This window comes from Rothia sp. ZJ932, from assembly GCF_016924835.1.
Lineage (GTDB): Bacteria > Actinomycetota > Actinomycetes > Actinomycetales > Micrococcaceae > Rothia.
Map to the genome: position 1 here is coordinate 1,044,316 of NZ_CP070480.1, position 19,854 is coordinate 1,064,169.

At 55.1% G+C, this 19,854-nt stretch carries 19 protein-coding genes and 1 tRNA gene; 17 read left to right on the top strand and 3 right to left on the bottom strand.

Annotation, left to right across the window (positions count from 1 at the left end; genetic code table 11):
• Positions 1–7 precede the first annotated feature (7 nt).
• The gene (locus JR346_RS04820; RefSeq protein WP_370592600.1) at positions 8–403 is read left to right on the top strand and encodes a DUF4233 domain-containing protein; all 396 of its coding nucleotides are present in this window, start codon (positions 8–10) and stop codon (positions 401–403) included.
• A gap of 141 nt (positions 404–544) precedes the next feature.
• Positions 545–958 carry a nucleoside-diphosphate kinase gene (gene ndk / locus JR346_RS04825; RefSeq protein WP_205483670.1) on the top strand — a complete coding sequence of 138 codons (414 nt, stop codon included), beginning with the start codon at positions 545–547 and terminating at the stop codon, positions 956–958.
• A 116-nt stretch (positions 959–1,074) separates the two neighbouring features.
• Here the strand turns inward: ndk and JR346_RS04830 are convergent, their stop codons facing one another.
• Entirely contained in the window at positions 1,075–1,719 is a 645-nt protein-coding gene (locus tag JR346_RS04830) for a vitamin K epoxide reductase family protein (RefSeq protein ID WP_205483672.1), read from the bottom strand.
• A 583-nt stretch (positions 1,720–2,302) separates the two neighbouring features.
• Here JR346_RS04830 and JR346_RS04835 point away from each other — a divergent pair.
• The 13 genes from JR346_RS04835 (at position 2,303) to JR346_RS04895 (ending at position 16,344) form a co-directional block, all read left to right on the top strand.
• On the top strand, positions 2,303–5,674 hold the full coding sequence (locus JR346_RS04835) for an Rne/Rng family ribonuclease (RefSeq protein WP_205483674.1): 3,372 nt from the start codon (positions 2,303–2,305) through the stop codon (positions 5,672–5,674).
• Between the two features lie 346 nt (positions 5,675–6,020).
• Positions 6,021–6,332 carry a 50S ribosomal protein L21 gene (gene rplU / locus JR346_RS04840; RefSeq protein WP_204875678.1) on the top strand — a complete coding sequence of 104 codons (312 nt, stop codon included), beginning with the start codon at positions 6,021–6,023 and terminating at the stop codon, positions 6,330–6,332.
• A gap of 51 nt (positions 6,333–6,383) precedes the next feature.
• Positions 6,384–6,641: a 50S ribosomal protein L27 gene (gene rpmA, locus JR346_RS04845; protein WP_204875680.1), complete on the top strand. Its 258-nt coding sequence runs from the start codon at positions 6,384–6,386 to the stop codon at positions 6,639–6,641.
• Between the two features lie 204 nt (positions 6,642–6,845).
• A complete protein-coding gene (gene obgE / locus JR346_RS04850; protein WP_204875682.1) occupies positions 6,846–8,405 on the top strand; it encodes a GTPase ObgE in 1,560 nt (519 codons plus the stop codon).
• Positions 8,406–8,573: 168 nt separating this feature from the next.
• Positions 8,574–9,689, top strand: coding sequence for a glutamate 5-kinase (gene proB / locus JR346_RS04855; protein ID WP_205483881.1), 1,116 nt, complete (start codon positions 8,574–8,576; stop codon positions 9,687–9,689).
• Between the two features lie 68 nt (positions 9,690–9,757).
• Positions 9,758–11,047, top strand: coding sequence for a glutamate-5-semialdehyde dehydrogenase (locus JR346_RS04860; RefSeq protein ID WP_205483676.1), 1,290 nt, complete (start codon positions 9,758–9,760; stop codon positions 11,045–11,047).
• 203 nt (positions 11,048–11,250) lie between these two features.
• On the top strand, positions 11,251–11,499 hold the full coding sequence (locus JR346_RS04865) for a hypothetical protein (protein ID WP_204875686.1): 249 nt from the start codon (positions 11,251–11,253) through the stop codon (positions 11,497–11,499).
• A 93-nt stretch (positions 11,500–11,592) separates the two neighbouring features.
• The gene (gene nadD / locus JR346_RS04870; RefSeq protein ID WP_255521934.1) at positions 11,593–12,294 is read left to right on the top strand and encodes a nicotinate-nucleotide adenylyltransferase; all 702 of its coding nucleotides are present in this window, start codon (positions 11,593–11,595) and stop codon (positions 12,292–12,294) included.
• Positions 12,295–12,445: 151 nt separating this feature from the next.
• The gene (locus JR346_RS04875) at positions 12,446–13,510 is read left to right on the top strand and encodes a hypothetical protein (protein ID WP_205483678.1); all 1,065 of its coding nucleotides are present in this window, start codon (positions 12,446–12,448) and stop codon (positions 13,508–13,510) included.
• A 60-nt stretch (positions 13,511–13,570) separates the two neighbouring features.
• Entirely contained in the window at positions 13,571–14,020 is a 450-nt protein-coding gene (rsfS, locus tag JR346_RS04880) for a ribosome silencing factor (RefSeq protein WP_205483680.1), read from the top strand.
• Between the two features lie 83 nt (positions 14,021–14,103).
• Positions 14,104–14,176 (top strand) — tRNA-Ala (locus JR346_RS04885).
• A 322-nt stretch (positions 14,177–14,498) separates the two neighbouring features.
• Positions 14,499–14,849, top strand: coding sequence for a DUF2200 domain-containing protein (locus tag JR346_RS04890; RefSeq protein ID WP_205483682.1), 351 nt, complete (start codon positions 14,499–14,501; stop codon positions 14,847–14,849).
• A gap of 295 nt (positions 14,850–15,144) precedes the next feature.
• The gene (locus tag JR346_RS04895) at positions 15,145–16,344 is read left to right on the top strand and encodes a class I SAM-dependent methyltransferase (protein ID WP_205483684.1); all 1,200 of its coding nucleotides are present in this window, start codon (positions 15,145–15,147) and stop codon (positions 16,342–16,344) included.
• Between the two features lie 100 nt (positions 16,345–16,444).
• Here JR346_RS04895 and JR346_RS04900 read toward each other — a convergent pair whose 3' ends face one another.
• Complete coding sequence (locus tag JR346_RS04900; protein WP_205483686.1) at positions 16,445–16,822, bottom strand: DoxX family protein; 378 nt, start codon at positions 16,820–16,822, stop codon at positions 16,445–16,447.
• A 293-nt stretch (positions 16,823–17,115) separates the two neighbouring features.
• Between JR346_RS04900 and JR346_RS04905 the strand changes: the two genes are divergently transcribed.
• Entirely contained in the window at positions 17,116–18,867 is a 1,752-nt protein-coding gene (locus JR346_RS04905) for a hypothetical protein (RefSeq protein WP_205483689.1), read from the top strand.
• Between the two features lie 191 nt (positions 18,868–19,058).
• Here JR346_RS04905 and JR346_RS04910 read toward each other — a convergent pair whose 3' ends face one another.
• Positions 19,059–19,337, bottom strand: a complete 279-nt coding sequence (locus JR346_RS04910; protein WP_205483691.1) for a hypothetical protein — start codon at positions 19,335–19,337, stop codon at positions 19,059–19,061.
• Between the two features lie 68 nt (positions 19,338–19,405).
• On the opposite strand from JR346_RS04910, the gene JR346_RS04915 reads away from it, so the two are divergent.
• Entirely contained in the window at positions 19,406–19,837 is a 432-nt protein-coding gene (locus JR346_RS04915; protein ID WP_205483693.1) for a hypothetical protein, read from the top strand.
• Positions 19,838–19,854 lie beyond the last annotated feature (17 nt).

Consider the following 19,854-nt stretch of genomic DNA (forward strand, 5'->3'; position numbering starts at 1 on the left):
CCCAGGAATGAAAAGGGCGCCGCGCTCTGTCAAGGTCATGTTCGCATCCACCGTTCTCACCCTAGAGGCACTGGTTGCGTTCTTTGCTACCCTGGCAGCTTTTGGCACCTTCTACAACAGCGAAACCTGGGTTAAGGTCATCGTGTGGATCGTTGGGTTAGCCCTGGTAGGTGCCTTTATTGCCGCCCCCGCCTTTTTGAGCAAAAAGTGGGGCTACACCGTTGGGTGGGTGCTGCAGGTGCTGCTGATTCTCTCATCGCTAGTGGTATCTATGATGCTCTTCATCTCGGTCTGCTTCGCCCTGTGCTACTGGTACGCCGTTTCTAAAGGTGAACAGATAGACCGCGAAAACGCAGAACGCGCTCGCGCTCAGGCTGAGTGGGAACGCAATAATCCCGCCTAGTTGCTGCTAAAAGCTCAGCAAAACCCGTTTGCCGGTGGTGTCTTTCATTTACAAAGGTTGTTCGCCAGCAAGCGGGTTTTTCTGTGCTCTACCGGTTAGAGTAGTGTGTGACATATTAATGGATCAACGGTAGGTGAAAATATGACTGAACGTACCCTCATTTTAGTAAAGCCCGATGGCACCGAGCGTTCTTTGACCGGTCAGGTGCTTTCTCGTTTTGAAGCTAAGGGCTACACACTGGTGGAGCTGAAGATGCTGACCCCCAGTACGGAGTTGCTAGCTGAGCACTACGCTGAGCACGAGGGTAAGCCCTTTTACCAGCCTCTGATTGACTTCATGAGTTCTGGTCCCGTAGTTGCAGCAGTCTTTGAGGGCGAGCGCGTCATTGAGGGTGCTCGCACGATTATGGGTCCCTCGGATCCCACCGTGGCACCGGCAGGAACCATTCGTGGCGACCTCGGACGCGACTGGGGTGAGGACGTACAGAAGAATCTGGTACACGGTTCTGACTCACCTGAATCTGCGCAGCGAGAAATTGGTATCTGGTTCGGCTAAACTGGGCGGATTTTTTAGAAATAGAAGTGCCCCGCGTCCTTGAGAGGTTCTACTCGATGAGTAAATCGCTCAAGGATGCGGGGTCTTGTGTTCTTCGTGGAGGTCTTGGGTATCTCTTAGAAGAGGTTAACAATCTGCTCGAAGAAGCGAATCACAATGATTCCAAAGAGCAAAAGGTAGATGAGTGCCGTGGTGAACCATGACCATGCACCGGCAATTCTGCGGACGCGCTCGGGCGCGGGAATCAGTCCGTTGGTGAGGTTGCGGGCAGTGACAAAGATGAAGATGGGAACGGTCATCAGCCACACCAGCATGCAGAAGAGGCAGAGGGCGTTGATGATGAAGGTGGTGTTGTACCAGAGCCACAGTATGAAGCCCATGGCGAAGGTGACGCCCAGCTGGGTGCTCCACCAGAACCAGGGGCGAAAGCGTCCACCCGCTAGCAGACCCGCGCCGATGGTTGTAACGATGGCGAAGCCTACGATGCCGATAAAGGGGTTGGGAAAGCCGAACACCGCTGCCTGGTCGGTTCGCATGACGGTGCCGCAGTTGAGCAGGGCGTTCAAATCGCATACTGATTGGTGGTTGGCGTCCATATAGATTTGCAGGCGCTCCCACACTAGGGTAGCTGAACCCGCCCAGGCGATGATGCTTGCGATGAGTAAGAGCGGTCCGAGGGTGCGATCTGCCCGATCGCCCAATTCTTGCAGCGATTCCTCGGCAATGATTGTTTCTGGTTCTGTACTGACGTCTAAGTTCACGGGGGTCTCTTAACCTTGTTAGGGGCTTAATGCGCTCAGCACCGGTTTCTACGTCTGTAGCGCAAGTGGCGGAGGCTTTTTACTCTGTTTTCTTATCCTACTCGCTTCAATGACGCTCATTGGATCCGAAGGGTGTAACCTTCACGGATACTGGGAACTTACCGGTGCGCAACACAAAATGGCGGGGCAAGTAGCTGACCTGGGTTGTATGCGCTATATCGTATGAGATAATGGCTAGCGGTAGCTCTATATACCCACCTGTACATAGTAGTTCCCCAGCGATAGCTCACCCGATGCTGCAACGCGCCGCCACCTTCACTATTTTCTAAGGTGCGCGAAGGCTGCAGAGACAAAGTCCCTCACACGAGGTGAAGGGCTCGGCAGTAGCACGCTGGCTTTGCCTTAATGTAGATCGCCAGCGTGCGGTTGAAGCTATATAAGAGGTAGGCGCGTCACCAGTAGCTGGTGGCTTGAGCTTACCTCTGCGCAAAGCAACATAGGTTTTTAGCGAGTGAAGACGCGAAAGCGTTCTTCAATGCGGCAGTTGCTGTAGGTGGCGGCGAGTGCCGCGGGAGAAACATAGATGAGTGAAAACAACTTTGAGGTTGTTGATAATGCCACTGCTGCGGAAGACTCTGCCGATGAGCAGATTACTGGCGGCATCAACCCCGTATCGAGCGATGAAGCGAATCAGGGTGCTGAGCGCAAAAAGAGCGGCAAGCATGCTCAGAGCACCGAATCTGATGTAGCTGAGTCTGCTGTAGCCTCTGAGGACGCACCGGCTAAGCGCACCCGTCGCCGTACCCGCAAAAATTCAGAGGCGCAGCCGGTAACCGAGGCATCAAATACTGATTCAGCTAACACCGCCACCGAGCAGAAAGAAGCTCCGCTGAACCAGACCGCCGAGAACAAGGTGGACGAGGCTCCCTCTACTTTCCGCGTCCAAGAGGTTGCTGAAGATACAGAAGAATCAAAAGCCGAAGGCTCACAGGCTGATGCTACCCCCGATGTCGCCGAGAAGACCGCTGATCAGGGCGAAGAGAAAGCAACCCAGCAGGAAAAAGCAGAGCAGAAACCTGCCCCCAAACTCGTGGTTGATGCCTCAAACCCTGAGAACGCCCACGCCTCAGAGCTTGCTGAACTCATTAACGAGACCGAAGCCGCTGAGACTCAGGCCGAGAAAACCCAGCGCGAAATTCAGGCTGAAAAACTTGCTGAGCTGACCCGCGCAGCGGCTAGCTCCCTGCTTTTCCACGAACCTGAAATCGACGAGGTACTCGAAAAAGCCCGTGCAGAACGCAAAGCCCGCCAGGAAAAGCTGGAAGCTGAGCGCCGTGCTCGCCGTGCCCAGGAGCTCGCCGGCGAGGCAGAAGTAACCTCACGCCGTCGCCGTCGCCGTCGTCGCGGTGAAGAAGACATGGAAATCGACGGTGGCTCCACCGATGATCCCGAGAACACTGTCACCAAGGTACGCGCACCCCGCGTTGCTGACTCTCACACCGGCGGTAACCGTGTTGCCGGTGTGCGCGGCTCCACCCGCCTTGAAGCCAAGCGTCAGCGCCGCCGCGAATCACGCGCCACCGGTCGCCGCCGTCACATCATCACCGAAGCAGAGTTTTTGGCACGTCGCGAATCAGTCGACCGCCAGATGATTGTTCGCCAGAAAGATGATCGCATTCAGATTGGCGTGCTCGAAGACGGCGTCCTCGCCGAGCACTTCGTGTCTAAAACCCAGCAGGACTCCTTGATCGGTAACGTCTACCTGGGCAAGGTACAGAACGTTCTGCCCTCCATGGAAGCCGCCTTCGTTGATATCGGACGAGGGCGCAACGCCGTACTCTACGCCGGTGAGGTCAACTGGGACGTCTCAGGTCTTGACGGTGCACCGCGCAAAATCGAAAACGCGCTGAAAGCCGGCGACTCCGTTCTCGTGCAGGTCACTAAAGACCCCGTTGGTCACAAGGGCGCTCGCCTGACCAGCCAGGTCTCACTACCCGGCCGCTACCTGGTCTACGTACCCGGTGGCTCTATGACCGGCATCTCCCGTAAGCTGCCCGATGTTGAGCGTGCTCGCCTGAAGAAAATCCTCAAGGACAAGCTGCCCGATGGTGCTGGCGTCATTGTACGTACCGCCGCTGAGGGAGCTTCTGAAGAAGAGCTAACTAACGATATTAACCGTCTGCGCGTGCAGTGGGAAGAAATCCAGAGCAAATCAACCTCTAACAAGGTGCTTGCCCCGGAGATGCTCTACCAGGAGCCTGATTTGACCATCAAGACCGTACGCGATGTGTTCAATGAAGACTTCACCTCGATGGTGGTTCAGGGCGATCACGCTTGGGATTCCATCGAAGCCTACGTTACCTACGTTGCTCCCGATCTTTTGGATCGTTTGCAGCGCTGGGATAACGAAAAAGACCTCTTTGACCACTACCGCGTTGAAGAACAGCTGCACAAGGCACTGGACCGCAAGGTTTACCTGCCCTCAGGCGGTTCCTTAGTAATTGACCGCACCGAGGCGATGACCGTTGTTGACGTGAACACCGGTAAATTCACCGGTAGTGGTGGCAACCTTGAAGAAACCGTCACCAAGAACAACCTTGAAGCAGCCGAAGAAATCGTGCGCCAGCTGCGTCTGCGTGACATCGGTGGCATCATCGTCATCGACTTCATTGACATGGTTCTTGAATCTAACCGCGACTTGGTACTGCGCCGTCTGGTGGAGTGCTTGGGGCGTGACCGCACCAAGCACCAGGTTGCTGAAGTAACTTCACTGGGGCTTGTGCAGATGACCCGTAAGCGCATGGGCACCGGTTTGCTTGAGGTTTTCTCGGAATCCTGTGAGGCATGCGCCGGTCGCGGTCTGCTGGTTCACGACCAGCCCCTGAAAGGACGCGTGGGTGGAGCCTCAGATTTCATGCACCGTTACGATCGCTTCGATCGCGAAGATCGCAAGCGCTTCCGTAACCAGAAAGCACAGCAGCACCGTCAGAATCACGAGACTGAGCAAGAGCACGGTGATCCCCAGGATCAGCAGCGTTCACAGTCCCGTAAGGCTGCTTTGGCTACGATCGCGGCAGCGTCACTGGCTCACGAAGAAGAAAATGCTGAGCAAGAGTCAAAGTCAGTGCGTAAGCGTAAGCGCCGTAAGAACAACCGTCGCACCGATTCAGATGCACCGGCATCTGAGAATGAGATTGTGGTAACCCTTGGGGACGAAGTTATTGAGCTGCCCCAGGGTCACAAGAACGATGATGACGAGGTGGAGGGCGAGCAGGGTGCCTTCACCCTGGAATCCTTGGCTCAGGTTTTTGAGGGCAAGGGTGAAAAGCCTCGTAAGAAGGAGCGCCGCGAGGTTGATGCTGAGAAGCTGAACGAGAATTCAGATGCGTCAGCTGACGTTGATCTTGATGATCGTTTCACGCAGAACTCCGAACGTTTCGAGGCTATTCGCGCAGGTGAGGCACGTGCGCGTGCATCGCAGAAGGCAGGTCGTCTTGCCGATAACGCCCGTGAGGGCGGTCGCCCCGACCGCTCAGAGCGCGAGGGTAATAGCAACCGGGGCGAGGGACGCAAGCGTCGTAACCGTCGCGCGTCCTCAGATGCCGTCAAATACGTGCAGCCGCAGGACGCCCCGGTAGTGACCGGTGTAACCGGTGTAACCGGTGTAGCTACTCCGGGTGCTGCCGGTGAGGTTGCCGAACCCCTTGTTGAAACCTCAACGCAGGCGGCAGTTCAGGCTGAGATTGCACCGACCGCTACCAAGCCTAAGCGTCGCAGTCGTCGTGCTGTGAGCGCTGGCGCAGGTAGCCAGGTTAAGACTGACGTTGTAGCTCAGGCGCAGGGCGTCTCAGTGATTACTGAGAAGGTCGAGTTTGCGCCTGCCACCGAGGCAGATGCGCCGGTTATGCTTGGTGTTGGTGTTGCCGCTGACGAGATCAAACGCGAAGGCAAGTAAGCACTAATAAGATTCCCCCCCCGTGGTTCACGAACCACGGGGGAATCTTTTATCAAAAGATGGGGGAGTGCCCCAGTTCACTGCCGGGTTTGCTTGCTCTGAAGGCTGTCTTAACGTAACCTTGAGTGCTGGTGCTGTTTTCACAAGCAAACGTTAGCGTGAAGGCAGTGGAACCTCGAAAGACTTGTTTTCAAATCACAAAGGTTCAGCCATTTCCGTGAGTTTCGGTTTCTCATCTACCTCACCTACTTCTTGCAAGTGCGTGCGGTAAGTACACGTTTTTGGTACGAGGTATCAGAACTTACGGTCATTGTTAAAAAAGACGTCAAGAGAATTGAGTTCCCAAGTGTCATACGCAATTGTTCGCGCTGGTGGCCGCCAGGAAAAGGTCTCCGTTGGAGACATCATTACCCTTGATCGCATCGCTGGCGAAGCTGGTAGCACCATTGAGCTGCCCGTTCTTCTGCTCGTTGATGGCGGCAAGGTAACCGCAGATGCTAAGACCCTGGCATCAGCCAAGGTAACCGCTGAAAAGATTGAGGACCTCCGTGGTCCGAAGATCGTTATTCAGAAGTACAAGAACAAGACCGGCTACAAGAAGCGTCAGGGCTTCCGTGCAGATCTTACCAACGTCAAGATCACTGCGATCAACGCATAATTTTCTGTACAATCGGTTTTATTCAATCTTTTACTTGTAAGGTAGGCACTAATGGCACATAAGAAGGGCGCAAGCTCCACCCGCAACGGCCGTGACTCAAACCCTCAGTACCTCGGTGTTAAGCGCTACGGCGGTCAGACTGTTAACGCAGGCGAGATTCTCGTTCGTCAGCGTGGCACCCACTTTCACCCCGGCGCTAACGTAGGCCGTGGTGGCGACGATACCCTGTTCGCTTTGGCAGCAGGCACCGTTGAATTTGGTACCCGTAAGGGACGCAAGGTTGTCAACATTCTTGCAGCAGCTGAATAATTTATTCTAGCGGCACGCTAAAGAGGGTGAGCACATGAAAGATGTGCGAGCCCTCTTTCGTTTTAACAGAAACCTCTGATTCGTTCTGGCAGCGATGCAGTGCGGGCAGCGGTGAGGGGCTGAATCTTCCCTGATACCTACTTGTGAGTATCGTAAGGTTTGTAGAGAAAAGTTTTTTTGTTTTATAAGGAGAATGCGCCCAGTATGGCAAACTTTGTAGATCGCGTTGTTTTGCACGTTTCTGGTGGGCACGGTGGTCACGGTTGCGTGTCTGTACGCCGTGAAAAGTTTAAGCCGCTGGGTGGCCCCAACGGTGGTAACGGTGGCAACGGCGGAGATGTAATCTTGCGCGTGGACGGTCAGACTACTACCTTGTTGGAGTACCACCACAGCCCCCACCAGCATGCCCCCAATGGCGATATTGGACGCGGCGACATGCACCACGGTTTTAACGGTGAAACCTTGGTTTTGCCGGTGCCTGAGGGAACCGTTGTTAAAGATAAAGAAGGCAATGTTCTTGCCGATCTGGTCAAGATCGGTGACGAGTACCTAGCTGCCCAGGGTGGCTACGGTGGCTTGGGCAATGCGGCTCTTGCTTCAAATAAGCGTAAGGCACCGGGTTTTGCTCTCTTGGGCACCCCCGGCGATGAGCGTGATGTTGTGCTTGAGGTTAAATCAATTGCTGATGTTGCCCTGGTGGGTTACCCCTCAGCTGGTAAGTCTTCGCTGATTGCGGCAATGAGTGCGGCCCGCCCCAAGATTGCTGATTACCCCTTCACCACCTTGATTCCTAACCTAGGCGTTGTTGAGGCTGGCGATACCCGCTTTACCGTGGCGGACGTCCCCGGTCTGATTGAGGGTGCGTCTGAGGGTAAGGGCTTAGGTCACCGCTTCTTGCGCCATGTGGAGCGCTCATCGGCGCTGGCGCACGTCATTGACTGTGCTACCTTGGAGCCTAACCGCGACCCCATCACCGACTATGAGGTCATTGCTAATGAGCTTGCCAACTACGAGGTTGATCCCACTGCCGGTGTTCCTGTGCCCCTGCACGAGCGTCCGCAGCTGATTGTATTGAACAAGATTGACGTGCCCGAGGCACGCGAGTTAGCTGAGTTTGTTCGCCCCATGTTTGAAGAGCGCGGGCTACGGGTTTTTGAAATCTCGACCGCTTCACACGAGGGTCTGCGTCAGCTGAGCTTTGCGATGGCTCAGTTGGTTGCTGAAGACCGCGCTGAGCAGGCTAAGCGTGAAGCTGCTGCACCCGTTGTTGAGGTTGAGGTTATCAAGCCCAAGAGCATGCGCGGCAAGAAGAAGCAGGAATTCACCATTCGCCGTGAAGAGCGCAACCTTGAGCCTTTGTTCCGCGTCATTGGTGAAAAGCCCGAGCGTTGGATTCAGCAGACCGACTTCAATAACGATGAAGCCGTGGGTTACCTAGCTGACCGCCTGGCACGTTTGGGCATTGAAGATCAGCTCTTCAAGATGGGTGCTCGTGCCGGTGACGCTGTAGTGATTGGTGAGCAGACGGACGCTGTAGTCTTCGACTGGGAGCCCACGATGGTGGGCGGCGCTGAGCTATTGAGTTCACCGCGTGGTACTGACGCTCGTCTGGAAGAGCTCATTCGCCCCACCCGCGCTGAGAAGCGAGTGGAGTACAAGGAGCGTATGGACGCGAAGACTGCGGCTCGTGATGAACTGGAGGCTGAGCGTAAGGCGGGTATCTGGACAGAGTCTGTTGACGCTAAGCGCCAAGAAAAGAACTAATTTAGCGGCGGTATCTGCGATCACTAGACAGTAGAATGACTACCGTCCCCCTCTTCTTGATAAGAGGTGGGGCGGTAGTTTTTTTGTGGGTGGAGGAGAGAAGTTGTGGCAGAGGAAAAGCAGCAAGTAGATAAAAGCGCCCGTAAAACTCACGGGGTTTCACCGGTGATGGAGCGGGAGCACATGCCGCGCGCACAGCGCATTGTGGTCAAGGTCGGGTCATCATCGCTGACATCGGTGGAGAACTCTTTAGATGAGTTAGCGATTGCCACTATTTCTGATGTGTTAGCAAAGCTCAAGCGCTCTAACCCTCATGTTGAGCTGGTTTTTGTGTCCTCCGGCGCTATTGCCGCAGGTCTTGCGCCTTTGGGGCTGAAACGACGCCCTAAGGATTTAGCAACCCAGCAGGCTGCTGCGTCTGTGGGGCAGTCTTTGTTGATGACCCGCTACACCGATATTTTTGCCCGCTACGGAGTGACCGTCTCGCAGGTTCTGCTGACCGTTGAAGATCTCATTGCCCAAGATCGTTACACCAATGTACACCGCCAGTTAGAGCGTCTGCTGGATTTGGGGGTTATGCCCATTGTGAATGAAAATGACGCGGTGGCAACGGCTGAGCTTAAATTTGGCGATAATGACCGCATCGCAGCCCTGGTGGCTCACACTGTCAAGGCTGATGCCTTGGTGCTGCTTTCTGATGTTGATGCGCTCTATGACAAGCATCCGGATGAGGGGGGCGTCCGTGTGCACACAGTATCGTCTCCCGATGCTCTTGAGGGGTTGAGCATCGGGGCTGCGGGTTCTGCTGTGGGTTCAGGGGGAATGGCAACCAAAGTCATGGCGGCTTCTCTGGCTGCTGCCTCCGGCATTCCCGCCTTAGTCACCAGCGCCTCTAAGGCGCGAGAAGCTCTGGCGGGGCAGGACGTTGGCACCTGGTTTTACGCTACCGGTACACGTCGTTCTACCCGTATGCTGTGGCTGGAACACCTCGCTGATGCCCGCGGGGCTATTATGTTGGATGCTGGTGCGGTGGCGGCGGTAAAGCGTCGTAATTCTTTGCTGGCGGCTGGCATCACCGGGGTGGAGGGTGCCTTTGAGGCGACCGAGCCGGTGAACCTGATAGATATGCAGGGTACCGTTATTGCCCGTGGGTTAGCAGCCTACGATGCAGCTTCTATGCGTTCTATGGTGGGGTTGCACAGCCGGGAGATTATCGATCAGCTTGGGGATGAATTTGATGGCACGGTGGTTCATGCCGACAATATTGCCCTGGTCACAAGCTAGAGAAAACCATCCCTTTCTTGTACTGTGAACCACAGAGGATTATTTGAACGTGCAAAGGAGCGCAAGCCATGACCGAACAGCCCAACACCACCCTTCCCCTTGACACGCTCAAGGCAGTGACCGATATGGCGTATGACGCGCGGGTGGCTTCGCGGGTGCTCGCAAAAGCTGACACGGACTGGAAGAATATGGCGCTTGAAGCCATTGCCCGTCAGCTGGAGAAGAAGAGCGATGTTATTGTTCGGTCAAACGCTGAGGATCTAGAGCGCGAAAAGAAGGTGGGCATGAGTGATGCTATGCTCGATCGTCTTAAACTCGATGTGCACCGTGTACAGCAGCTAGCTGATGCGATGCGCGAGTTGAAGACGCTGCCTGATCCCGTAGGCGAGGTAGTGCGCGGTTCAACCCTGCCCAACGGTTTGCGCATGGTGCAGTCCCGCGTACCGATGGGCGTGGTGGGAGCTATTTACGAGGCGCGCCCTAACGTCACGGTGGATATCGCCGGTCTTGCTATCAAATCGGGTAATGCCGTGATGCTGCGTGGTGGTTCTGCTGCTGCTCGCACTAATGAGACTCTGGTGAACCTCATTCGCAATGCCCTTGATAAAACCTCCCTGCCTATGGACTGTGTGCAGAGCGTTGATGAATTTGGTCGCGACGGCGCCCAAGCCCTTATGATGGCTCGCGGTGCCATTGACGTGCTGATTCCTCGCGGTGGACGCGACCTGATTCAGACCGTAGTGCGTAACGCCCAGGTGCCCGTTATTGAAACAGGGGAAGGCAACTGCCACATCTTTGTTGATGTCTCAGCAGATAGCGATGCGGCAGCTAAGATTCTGGTCAATGCCAAGGCTCAGCGCCCCGGCACCTGCAACGCCGTTGAAACTCTGCTTCTTGCCAAAGGCGCTAACGCCGCCACCAGCGTCCTGGATGCTCTGGTGAAAGCCGGTGTGCGCCTGCACGTTGATGATGCAAGCCGTCTGCTGCTGCCCGAAGACGCGGACGCGGTTGCCGCAACTGAGGAGGACTGGGCAACCGAATACGGTTCACTGGATCTCGCCGTCAAAACTGTAGCGAACCTTGACGACGCTATCCACCACATTCGCCAGTACTCCACCGGCCATTCAGAGGCGATTCTCACTGACTCCGTGAGCAACGCCGAAACCTTTATTCGTGAGGTAGACTCAGCGGCAGTTTACGTGAACGCCTCTACCCGTTTCACCGATGGCGGTCAGTTCGGTCTGGGCGCAGAAGTGGGTATCTCCACCCAAAAACTGCACGCCCGCGGTCCCATGGGACTCGAACAGCTCACCACCACCAAATGGGTTGTGCGCGGTGATGGCCATACCCGCCCCTAACTCCGCCACAGCACGAACAGAACAAGACACAGCACGAACAGAACAAGACACAGCACGAACAGAACAAGACACAGCAACAGCAGCAACCGGCACCCAACGGGCAAAGCCCTTACAAAACCGGTAGCATTAGATACAACTGTTAAAAACACCCCACACCGGGGTACACACACTTTATATCAACAACCCCTGACAGGAAAACTGACATGGTTAACACACTCATTCTGGCTGCAGGCGAAGCAGCAACCGAAGGTCACCACGAACGCGTCCTCTACGGCGTGCCCACCTACTGGTTTGGCATTGCTTTCGGCATCGCATTCCTGGCGATGTTCCTCATTACCATCTCATTCTCAGGTCGCGGCGTCGTCCGTTCACACCACGCCCAGAACCACCTCGATGCCGATGAGCGCCACGCCCTGAACGAATACAAGGGCAAGTACTCACACACTCGCTAAGAGCTACCCACCTCAAGCTCACGGCGGCGCACCTGAACCACACACAAGGCGCGCCGCCTTTTTCATACCCCACACAACAAAGGCACCCACACAGTGAACCCCCAACCGCGCTCAACCATTGGCTCACTTACCCTTCTTGAAAAAACTGAGGGACGCATCCGCCTGGGCATCATGGGCGGAACCTTCGACCCCATTCACCACGGTCACCTGGTCGCTGCCAGCGAAGCCGCCGCAGTACTGGAACTTGACGAAGTCGTCTTTGTACCCACCGGCAAACCCTGGCAAAAAGAGGGCTCACGCACCGTAACCGACGCTGAACACCGTTATCTCATGACGGTTGTTGCTACCGCAGCTAACCCCCAGTTCACCGTCTCTCGCGTTGATATTGACCGCGGTGGCTTCACCTACACCATCGACACCCTGCGCGACCTCAAAGCCCAACGCCCCAACGCAGACCTCTTCTTCATCACCGGCGCAGACGCCATGAACCATATCATGACCTGGAAAGATGCCGAGGACATGTGGGACCTCGCCTACTTTGTAGGGGTCACCCGCCCCGGTCATGAACTGCAGCTACCTGCTCTCCAAGACACCAGCAAAGCAGCACTGCTTGAGGTGCCTGCGCTCGCTATCTCCTCCACGGATGTGCGCGATCGCGCGGCAGCCGGCATGCCGGTGTGGTATCTGGTGCCCGACGGCGTGGTGCAGTACATCAACAAGTACGAGCTGTACACCGCTGATAGCGATGATGACCACCGTTATCTTTCGGGCTTGCCTCTGCAAGATGGACGTTAAAGAAAAAGTATGCCCACTGTCAGCATGGGGCGTGTGAGATAAAATTTTCCAAGAGTGTAATCCAGCGATTAGAGGAACACTGTGCCTGAGAATGAACTAGGGGGCTGACGCCTACCTGTACGAACCGTTTATTGCCGAAGACGGTACTGTGGTGCCGCCGCCCACGCGTCCGATGGGACCGCGTCGTTTAGCGCGCTACCGTGATGATGCCGCTGAGTATCTGCGTGCGGTGAAAAACGGTGACCCTTTGCCCGATGAACCCGTAGCTTTTATGGGTAGTCTGGACGATCTGTCGCAGGCACCGGTTGTCGCTGACACCTCAGAAGAGATCAAACAGCGCTTTGCTGAGTTTGCGGCTCAGGGGTCGATGACTGAAAGATCGAGTGAAGCTGCCGCGGATGATTCATCTCCTAAGGCGAAATTGGCGGTAGAAAGCTCCCCAATCGCAATATCGGGGGAGTCTGACTTTATGGTTGAGCAAGCCCCCGCAGAGCTTGCTGTAGAGTACCAGCCGCTGAATGTGACCACCCCGTGGGCTGCACACGTAGCATCAGCTGCAGAAACTACTGATGAAGCTGCTGTCAACAACTTGGCTCACGACAGTGCTGATACCGTCGCCGACAGTAATGATAGCCTCGATACTAATGCGGGTGCTGAGATTCAGAGCTCTCTGCTTGAGACAGACGGAGACCTAGAAGCAGAAACCGATGCAGAGGCGCAAAGCGTTCAAGAACCTGTGGCAGTAGCTAATGCGGTAATGACCCGTGAGCAGGACGCGCCCGCCCCTGACGGTGAAGACTCCGCTGCGTTTGAATCCCCAGCTGGAGAGCCTTCTGCTGATGCGTCTGATAAGGAAATCACCGAGTTCACTGACGATGAGCTAGCCCAGCTTTCAGCGGCTGATGAAGAACCAGAGCCCTCTGCCGAGCCTGAGCTTGAGGAAGATTCTGACGATGAGATTCAGTTAGAGCAAACAACCTCTGCGCAAGATACGGATGAGAAGACTCCCTCTGAATTTTCGGTGAGCGCATTGGCGCAGACCACCAGGGGAGCGAAACCCCGTAATATCGCTTTCGCTGATGATTACAATGCCTCAGAACAGCAACCCTATATTTACCCCGGTGAGCAAAAAGGTTCCATGCTGTGGCTGTGGGTTGTGCTCATTGTCATCGTGCTGTTGATGGTTGGCGCTTACTTTTTCATGAATAATGGCTAAGAGCCTTGTTTTTGGTTTTCGAACCAGCACATGAGCGAATAGGTTTTTTGAAAGGAACACATGGCTGCGGCTAAAGAATCAATTGAAGCCCTGAAGGTAGCTGCCCGCGCGGCAGAAGATGCACAGGCAACTAACCTTTTGGCGGTCGATGCCTCAGAGCAGATGGGTCTCATTGACGGCTTTTTGGTGGCGAGCGCGCACAATGAGCGCTTGGTCAACGCTGTTGCTGACAAGGTTGAGGACGCCTTGCGCGAAGAACTGGGTTTGAAGCCTGTTCACCGTGAAGGTCGTGCGTCCGGACGCTGGATTCTGCTTGATTTCGCTGACATTGTGGTGCATGTGCAGCATGAAGAGGATCGCGCTTTCTATGCTTTGGACCGTTTGTGGGCTGAGGCTGCTCGTATTGAACTCGGTGTGGAGAGCGAAGCTGCTGTGGCTGAGGTAGAGACCGAAGCTGAGGCCACCAAGATTATTACTGATGATGATGTGGTGGGTGAGGAGGGGCGCTAAGTCTCGATTTGCAAAACGCACAATGATGCGTTTATTATAGATGAGTCGGTTACGACCCCCAAAAGGTTTGTAGCCATTCATAGGGGGGTATGGCGCAGTTGGTAGCGCGTCTGCATGGCATGCAGAAGGTCAGGGGTTCGAATCCCCTTACCTCCACTTTCTGATAAGGGCAAACGTTCACGATGTTGATATTTCGTTGATACGTTTGCCCTTTTTAGTCCCCAAAAGAGCGCTCAGTGAAGATCCCCTGAATAGATTGGGTACGCCGGCGGAGTCAGCTAGCATTGTGACACTGTGAGGTGTCGCGGTCGAGGTTAAAGCTGACAAGCCCTGATGACTCTGCTGATTTCAAGGTTGCTTTCAAGCAGGTTGTAGCTGACTTACCCACGATTTGAAGCAGTGAAAAAATACCTGCTTTCTGCGGACAGCGTACCTGGGATACTGGCTGGGACGCGGCGTCCTGTCTTAAAATGGGACTATGAGTCACCGTATTTTTTCTACGGCAGTAGCTGATGTTTACCCTAACTATGTGGCAAAAGCGGAGCGTAAGGGTAGGAGTGAAGCGGAGGTTCGCGAGATTTTTTGCTGGCTGACCGGACTGACCGATGCTCAGCTGCAGACTACACTTGATGAGAAGAAGAGCTTTGAGGACTTCTTCGCCGAGGTAGATCTCAACCCCAACGCAGCCTTGATTACCGGTAGCGTGTGCGGGGTTAAGGTACAGGAGGTTGAAGACCCCCTCATGCAGAAAATCCGCTATTTGGATAAGCTCATTGACGAACTCGCCAAAGGCAAGGCGATGGAGAAAATTCTACGGACGCCGAAATAAATCAGCGCTGAGTGAGCTCCTCACCGATTTCGAAGAGCAGAGATTCGGTTTCCGACTGGTGTGATCCCACTAGTTGAACAGAAAGAGGTCATTCTTTATCATCAAAACCCTCGCTGTGGCAGGGGCACGTGCCGAGGCGGACACGCATGCCCCTGAGTGGGACGTCCAGAGGCCGCGTCCCCGGTTTTTGCTAGTAGCATCTACAACCCCAAGTGCTGTTTTCTAGCTTAGCCTTTCACCCCGTACACCCAGGGGAGAAACTGAGGCGATGTTCAGCGCGTGAGATAATAGGGGAGTGCATACATCAACTGTTGAAAACCTGCGAGCGCGAGCTGAGACTCTCGCCAGTTCCCTGGATCGTCTGATTAATGCGGACGCCGCCTACGCGGCAGATGCCGACGTTCTTATTCTGGAGGACGCGAGTTTCGCCCTGACCCTGTGGGCTGTTGCCCGGGTACTTGACGCTCATCAGGATACCGAGATCAGCGCGTCCACTTCATTCGAGGGTAGAAGCCCAAAAGTGTTCGTTCGCAACCGCTCCTATGCTACGAGCCTCGCCCTGCACGAGCTGCTACAAGAAGTGGGCTGCCGAGATAGCGTTGCCATTTCGGGTATCGACGCGCAGGGGAAGATTTCCGTTGAGACGCTCGCCCCCGTAGATTTTCTGAACTACCACAACTTTCACGGCACCCTTGCGATGGGCAAACTACCCAAGTCGCACGGTGCGCTCGCTGATATGGCGCAGGCTTTTTCGCAGTATCTTCTTGCCAGCGGTGGTGCGGTGCCTTCTGCCCGTCTAGTGCTGGGTGGCAACACCAAGCATATGAGCATTACTTTTAATGAGACCCTGGGCAGGTTCTTTGCTCAGGTGCGGGGCCTACGCGGCAAAGGAAAGAATCGCTGTTTAGAGGCAAGTGAGCCACTGCCGTGTGCTGAAAGCTCACAGGGGGTGAAGCAGCAGAGTATCTCTTTGCGGGGTTTTGGTGGGGTTTTCTCTGGTGCTAAGGCTGATTGCGGTGGGCAGCTGTTGGCGCAGGTAGCCTGCGATGTGCTGGATGCGTGGCGGGGGAGCGCGAGCGTGCTTGATTTCGGGTGCGGCAACGGTTCGGTAACAGTGCAGCTGCTGGAACACTCTTCCCAGCTGCAGAGTGTTACCGCAACAGATATTGATAGTGATGCTGTTCGCAGTGCTATTGCTAATGTGGGCGGGGATTCTCGCGTGAGTGTTACGTGGGATGACGCGGCTGCCCGCTTACCCGATGCGGCTTTTGACCTGGTGTTGTTGAACCCGCCCTTCCATGATGGTACGGCGGTTGATATGACGCTGGTTCGCCCCCTGCTGGCAGCGTCTCATCGGTTGCTGGTGCCCGGTGGAACTTTGTTGGTGGTGTACAACTCTCATGCCCGCTATCGTGGCGTGATTGAAGATTTATTCGGCGCAAGCACGCAGGTGATGCGCGATAAAACCTTTACCGTGGTGAGGGCAACCCGCTAGCTCATCTTTCTTTGCACGGCGGAGGGTTCACTTTAGGAATTGAGGGCATAAAAATGGGGGTTCGGCACTAAGCCACCCCCCCCATTTTTAGTGAGAAGTTTTACTTCTTGGTTGCTAGGTGTAGCAGACCGCCGATGATGGAGAGGTTCTTGATAGCCGAAATGGTGTGGTTGGTCTTTTCAGCGCCGTCTTCCATTGACCAGAAGGGGTGACCGATGACGGTGGTGGGAACCAGCATGCCTGCCAGCACTACGGCTGAGGTGCGAGGGGCAAGGCCGAGGGCGAGGGTGGTACCCAAGGTCGCCATGGTGATGCCTGAAAGTTTTGCAACCTGGGTGCCTTCTACGAGCAGGTTGTACTTTTTGGCTACTGATGAGACTGCTCCGCCAATATACTCGGCGTTTTCTACCTGGCTTTTACCGCCGAGGAGAAAGATGCTGGCAAGAGCAGTGCGGGATGCTAACTGTGACAAAATCATGAGATTTACTTTCTAAAGAAAACAATTTGATATTTCCAACTCTACACAAAAATTTTAGTGTTCATGGGCAGTCCATGGGTAGTCCCCTCTGGTAAACGGGGTGAAATATCTTACGAATGCTCGATGCAAGATGGTGGGGCGGTGCCTTTTTCGAGTTGTCTACGCTCTTGAGAGGAAGTATTACCTAGAAATGAGTGGAATCTTGGTGGCTCGTGATGCAAGCTACAGGTTCATAGTGCTCTTGATACTATGGAAGCCAAGGCACCCACCCCTTCACGTTAAGGAGTAATAGCATGCAAGACCCCCAGAAACCGACCACAGAAACCACACCCGAACCCCGCGCGTCCGCTCAACCCACCGGCAAACCCCGCCCTCAGGGCAGTAAAGAAAAAGAAACTGCCGCCCAAATAAACCCTAAGAACTCAAAACTCTCACCGCAAGGCACGCAGAAAACCACTGACTCTGTAGGAGCTGCCAGCTGGATAGGTACCCTGGCTGTTCTCATCTTTCTCTGCCTTGTACCGGTCATCTGGTTTCGGGGTTTGGGCGTCCTGGCTTTCACCGAAACTATCCTGCGCGAATGGACCCACGTCCTGCTTCTGATAGCCCTGCCCCTTATCATTGGGCTGTACGGATGGAACCGCATCGAAAACCGTAAAAAGAAAGTAGCTACCAAAGACCGCGGAAACGACCGCCTCCTGAAAAAGTTCTCGTCTCTTACTCTGGCATCTGCGGTGATTACCGTTCTCGGCGGCGCCTACACCTACGCCGTACACCCCTATCTCGTCGCTCAAAAATACACATCAGACACCATCACCACCGAAGAGACCACCAGCTACGCCGATCGCGCGCCCTGGATTGTCGCCAACAACTACGCCCAGCGTGACCAGGGCGAAATCATCGGTGATCGCGAAGACGTTCACTACGTACCCGCCGACCAAGACGCCTCAGCAACCGCTGGCAACGGCACCGGCAAAGGAACCTCCCGCTACACCGTCTTGGTCAAAGAACGCGGAATACTAGGCACCGGCGGTTACGAAGCCGTGCAAACCCTGACCATGCCCACCACCGGCACCATCCCCGCCGATGCCTCCACCTTCTGCCCCATTCCCGATAGCATGACCAAACGCCTCAATACTGTATGGCCCTGGCACTCCCTACGCTGGTCAATCCACGCCAAGGCACCTCTCGCCCACTTCGACGAAGACGATGCCTACGGCTACTGCACCGACGACAACCAGCCCCTCATTATCGTGCCCCTCTACTCCTACCAGGGCTTCTGGAACACCACCACCGCCCCCAACGGAGCCGCCCTCTACAGCAAAGACGGCGTAGAAATACTCACCCCCGAACAGCTCACCGAACACGGCATCGAAGGTCCCACCTACCCGCGCTCGCTGGCTGAAACTCAGCGCAAATCAATCAACGCCGGTGGCACCCTAATGCAGTGGCTGGGTTCCAAATACGGTTACGATCTGACCGATACTGATGACGAAGACGCGAACGCCGGCAACCCTGCCGAGTTCACCATGATCTCACCGACCGATAGGGCACTTGAATATGTCTCCCCGCTGACCCCGCGCGGTTCCTCACAATCCATCACCGCGATCTCCAGCGTGCCCGCCCAGCAAGAGAGCACTACCCGCGCACCTTTGACCATCAACACCTCCACAGACCTGCCCGCTACTTCAACGCTGGTGACCGCCATCAAGGAATCCAGTGTTGCTGGCGATAACGCCTGGACTACCCGCTGGTCAGCCGGCATGACCACCTACGAAATTCTGCCCGCTCGTGACGGCCACTGGGCAGCATCCATCGGTCAGGGTCAGGCTGTGTCTTACCGCGCTGATATTGCCCCTGACGGACGCGTAACTGTCGTAAATTCCGAAACCGGGCAGCGTTCACAGGAGGCAGAGGAGCAAAGCACATCTTCAATCACCCTCGACGCTGGTAAACCCCTGAACGAAATGAGCGAGACAGAACTACTCGATCTCATTCAAGATGCCACCGGCGAACTGCAAAGAAGGCAGGCTAATAGCAACTAATCAAATCATCACGTGTGAGAAGTCCCAGTCTTCATCCTGTTCCAAGATTCCCTGTCATCACCACGGTAGGGGTCAAAGAAGACGGAAAACCCTCCCTCTTGATAAAGACATAATTTAGTGAAAGATTCTTCCACTCTCTCACCGAGGGCGTGGAAGAATCTTTTATATAGAACAGCATTACTCACTCACTGCTAGAACAGCTCCAGGCCAAGGCTCGCGCCTCTGCCACCAATATGGCACATCAAGCTGGTAGTCCAGTTACCACCACCCACCGCAAACTTAAAGACCTCAAAAACTCCCGCACCATCGCCTACATCAACAGCCCACCCCGACACCATCAAACTCGTCGAATCAGGCAAAATCGACCTCACCCCCCCAGCACCGACAAAATCCACGTCAACAACCTCATCCTCGTCACCACCAACAAAAACGCCCTCTAACCCACCAACCCCACGCCCCGGAACAACCACCCCACCACCTCACAAAAACCACCCCCACATTTACCCAAAACCAAGCCGAACACGATATATTCATATACATGTCAAACAAAATCACACTCACAACCTCAACCCTAGCCCTCGGCGCACTCCTCACCGGCTGCGCCCACACACTACCCACCGGCATCGCCCTCGAAGAAACCGACTCCTTCGACCACCGCGACGACATCATAGTCTCCGGCGCCATCCACACCGAAAACGGCAAAACAGCACCTGGCAACATCCGCGTCACCGTAGAAGGCGAAACCTTCGAAGGCAACGAAGAAACCTTCAACGGCAAACAAGCCTTCTACAAACTCACCGCCAACAACACCGCCGACCTCCACGGCAAAACCTACTGGGTCACCGTACAAGCCGAAGACCCCGAAGCAGAAGTAGAATGCTTCATCAAAGACACCGGCATCACCCACCCCACCCACGTCTCAGAATCACACGGAACCGGCAGCGCAACCTGCCGCCTCGTCCACAACTAAACAAAACCCACCACCAC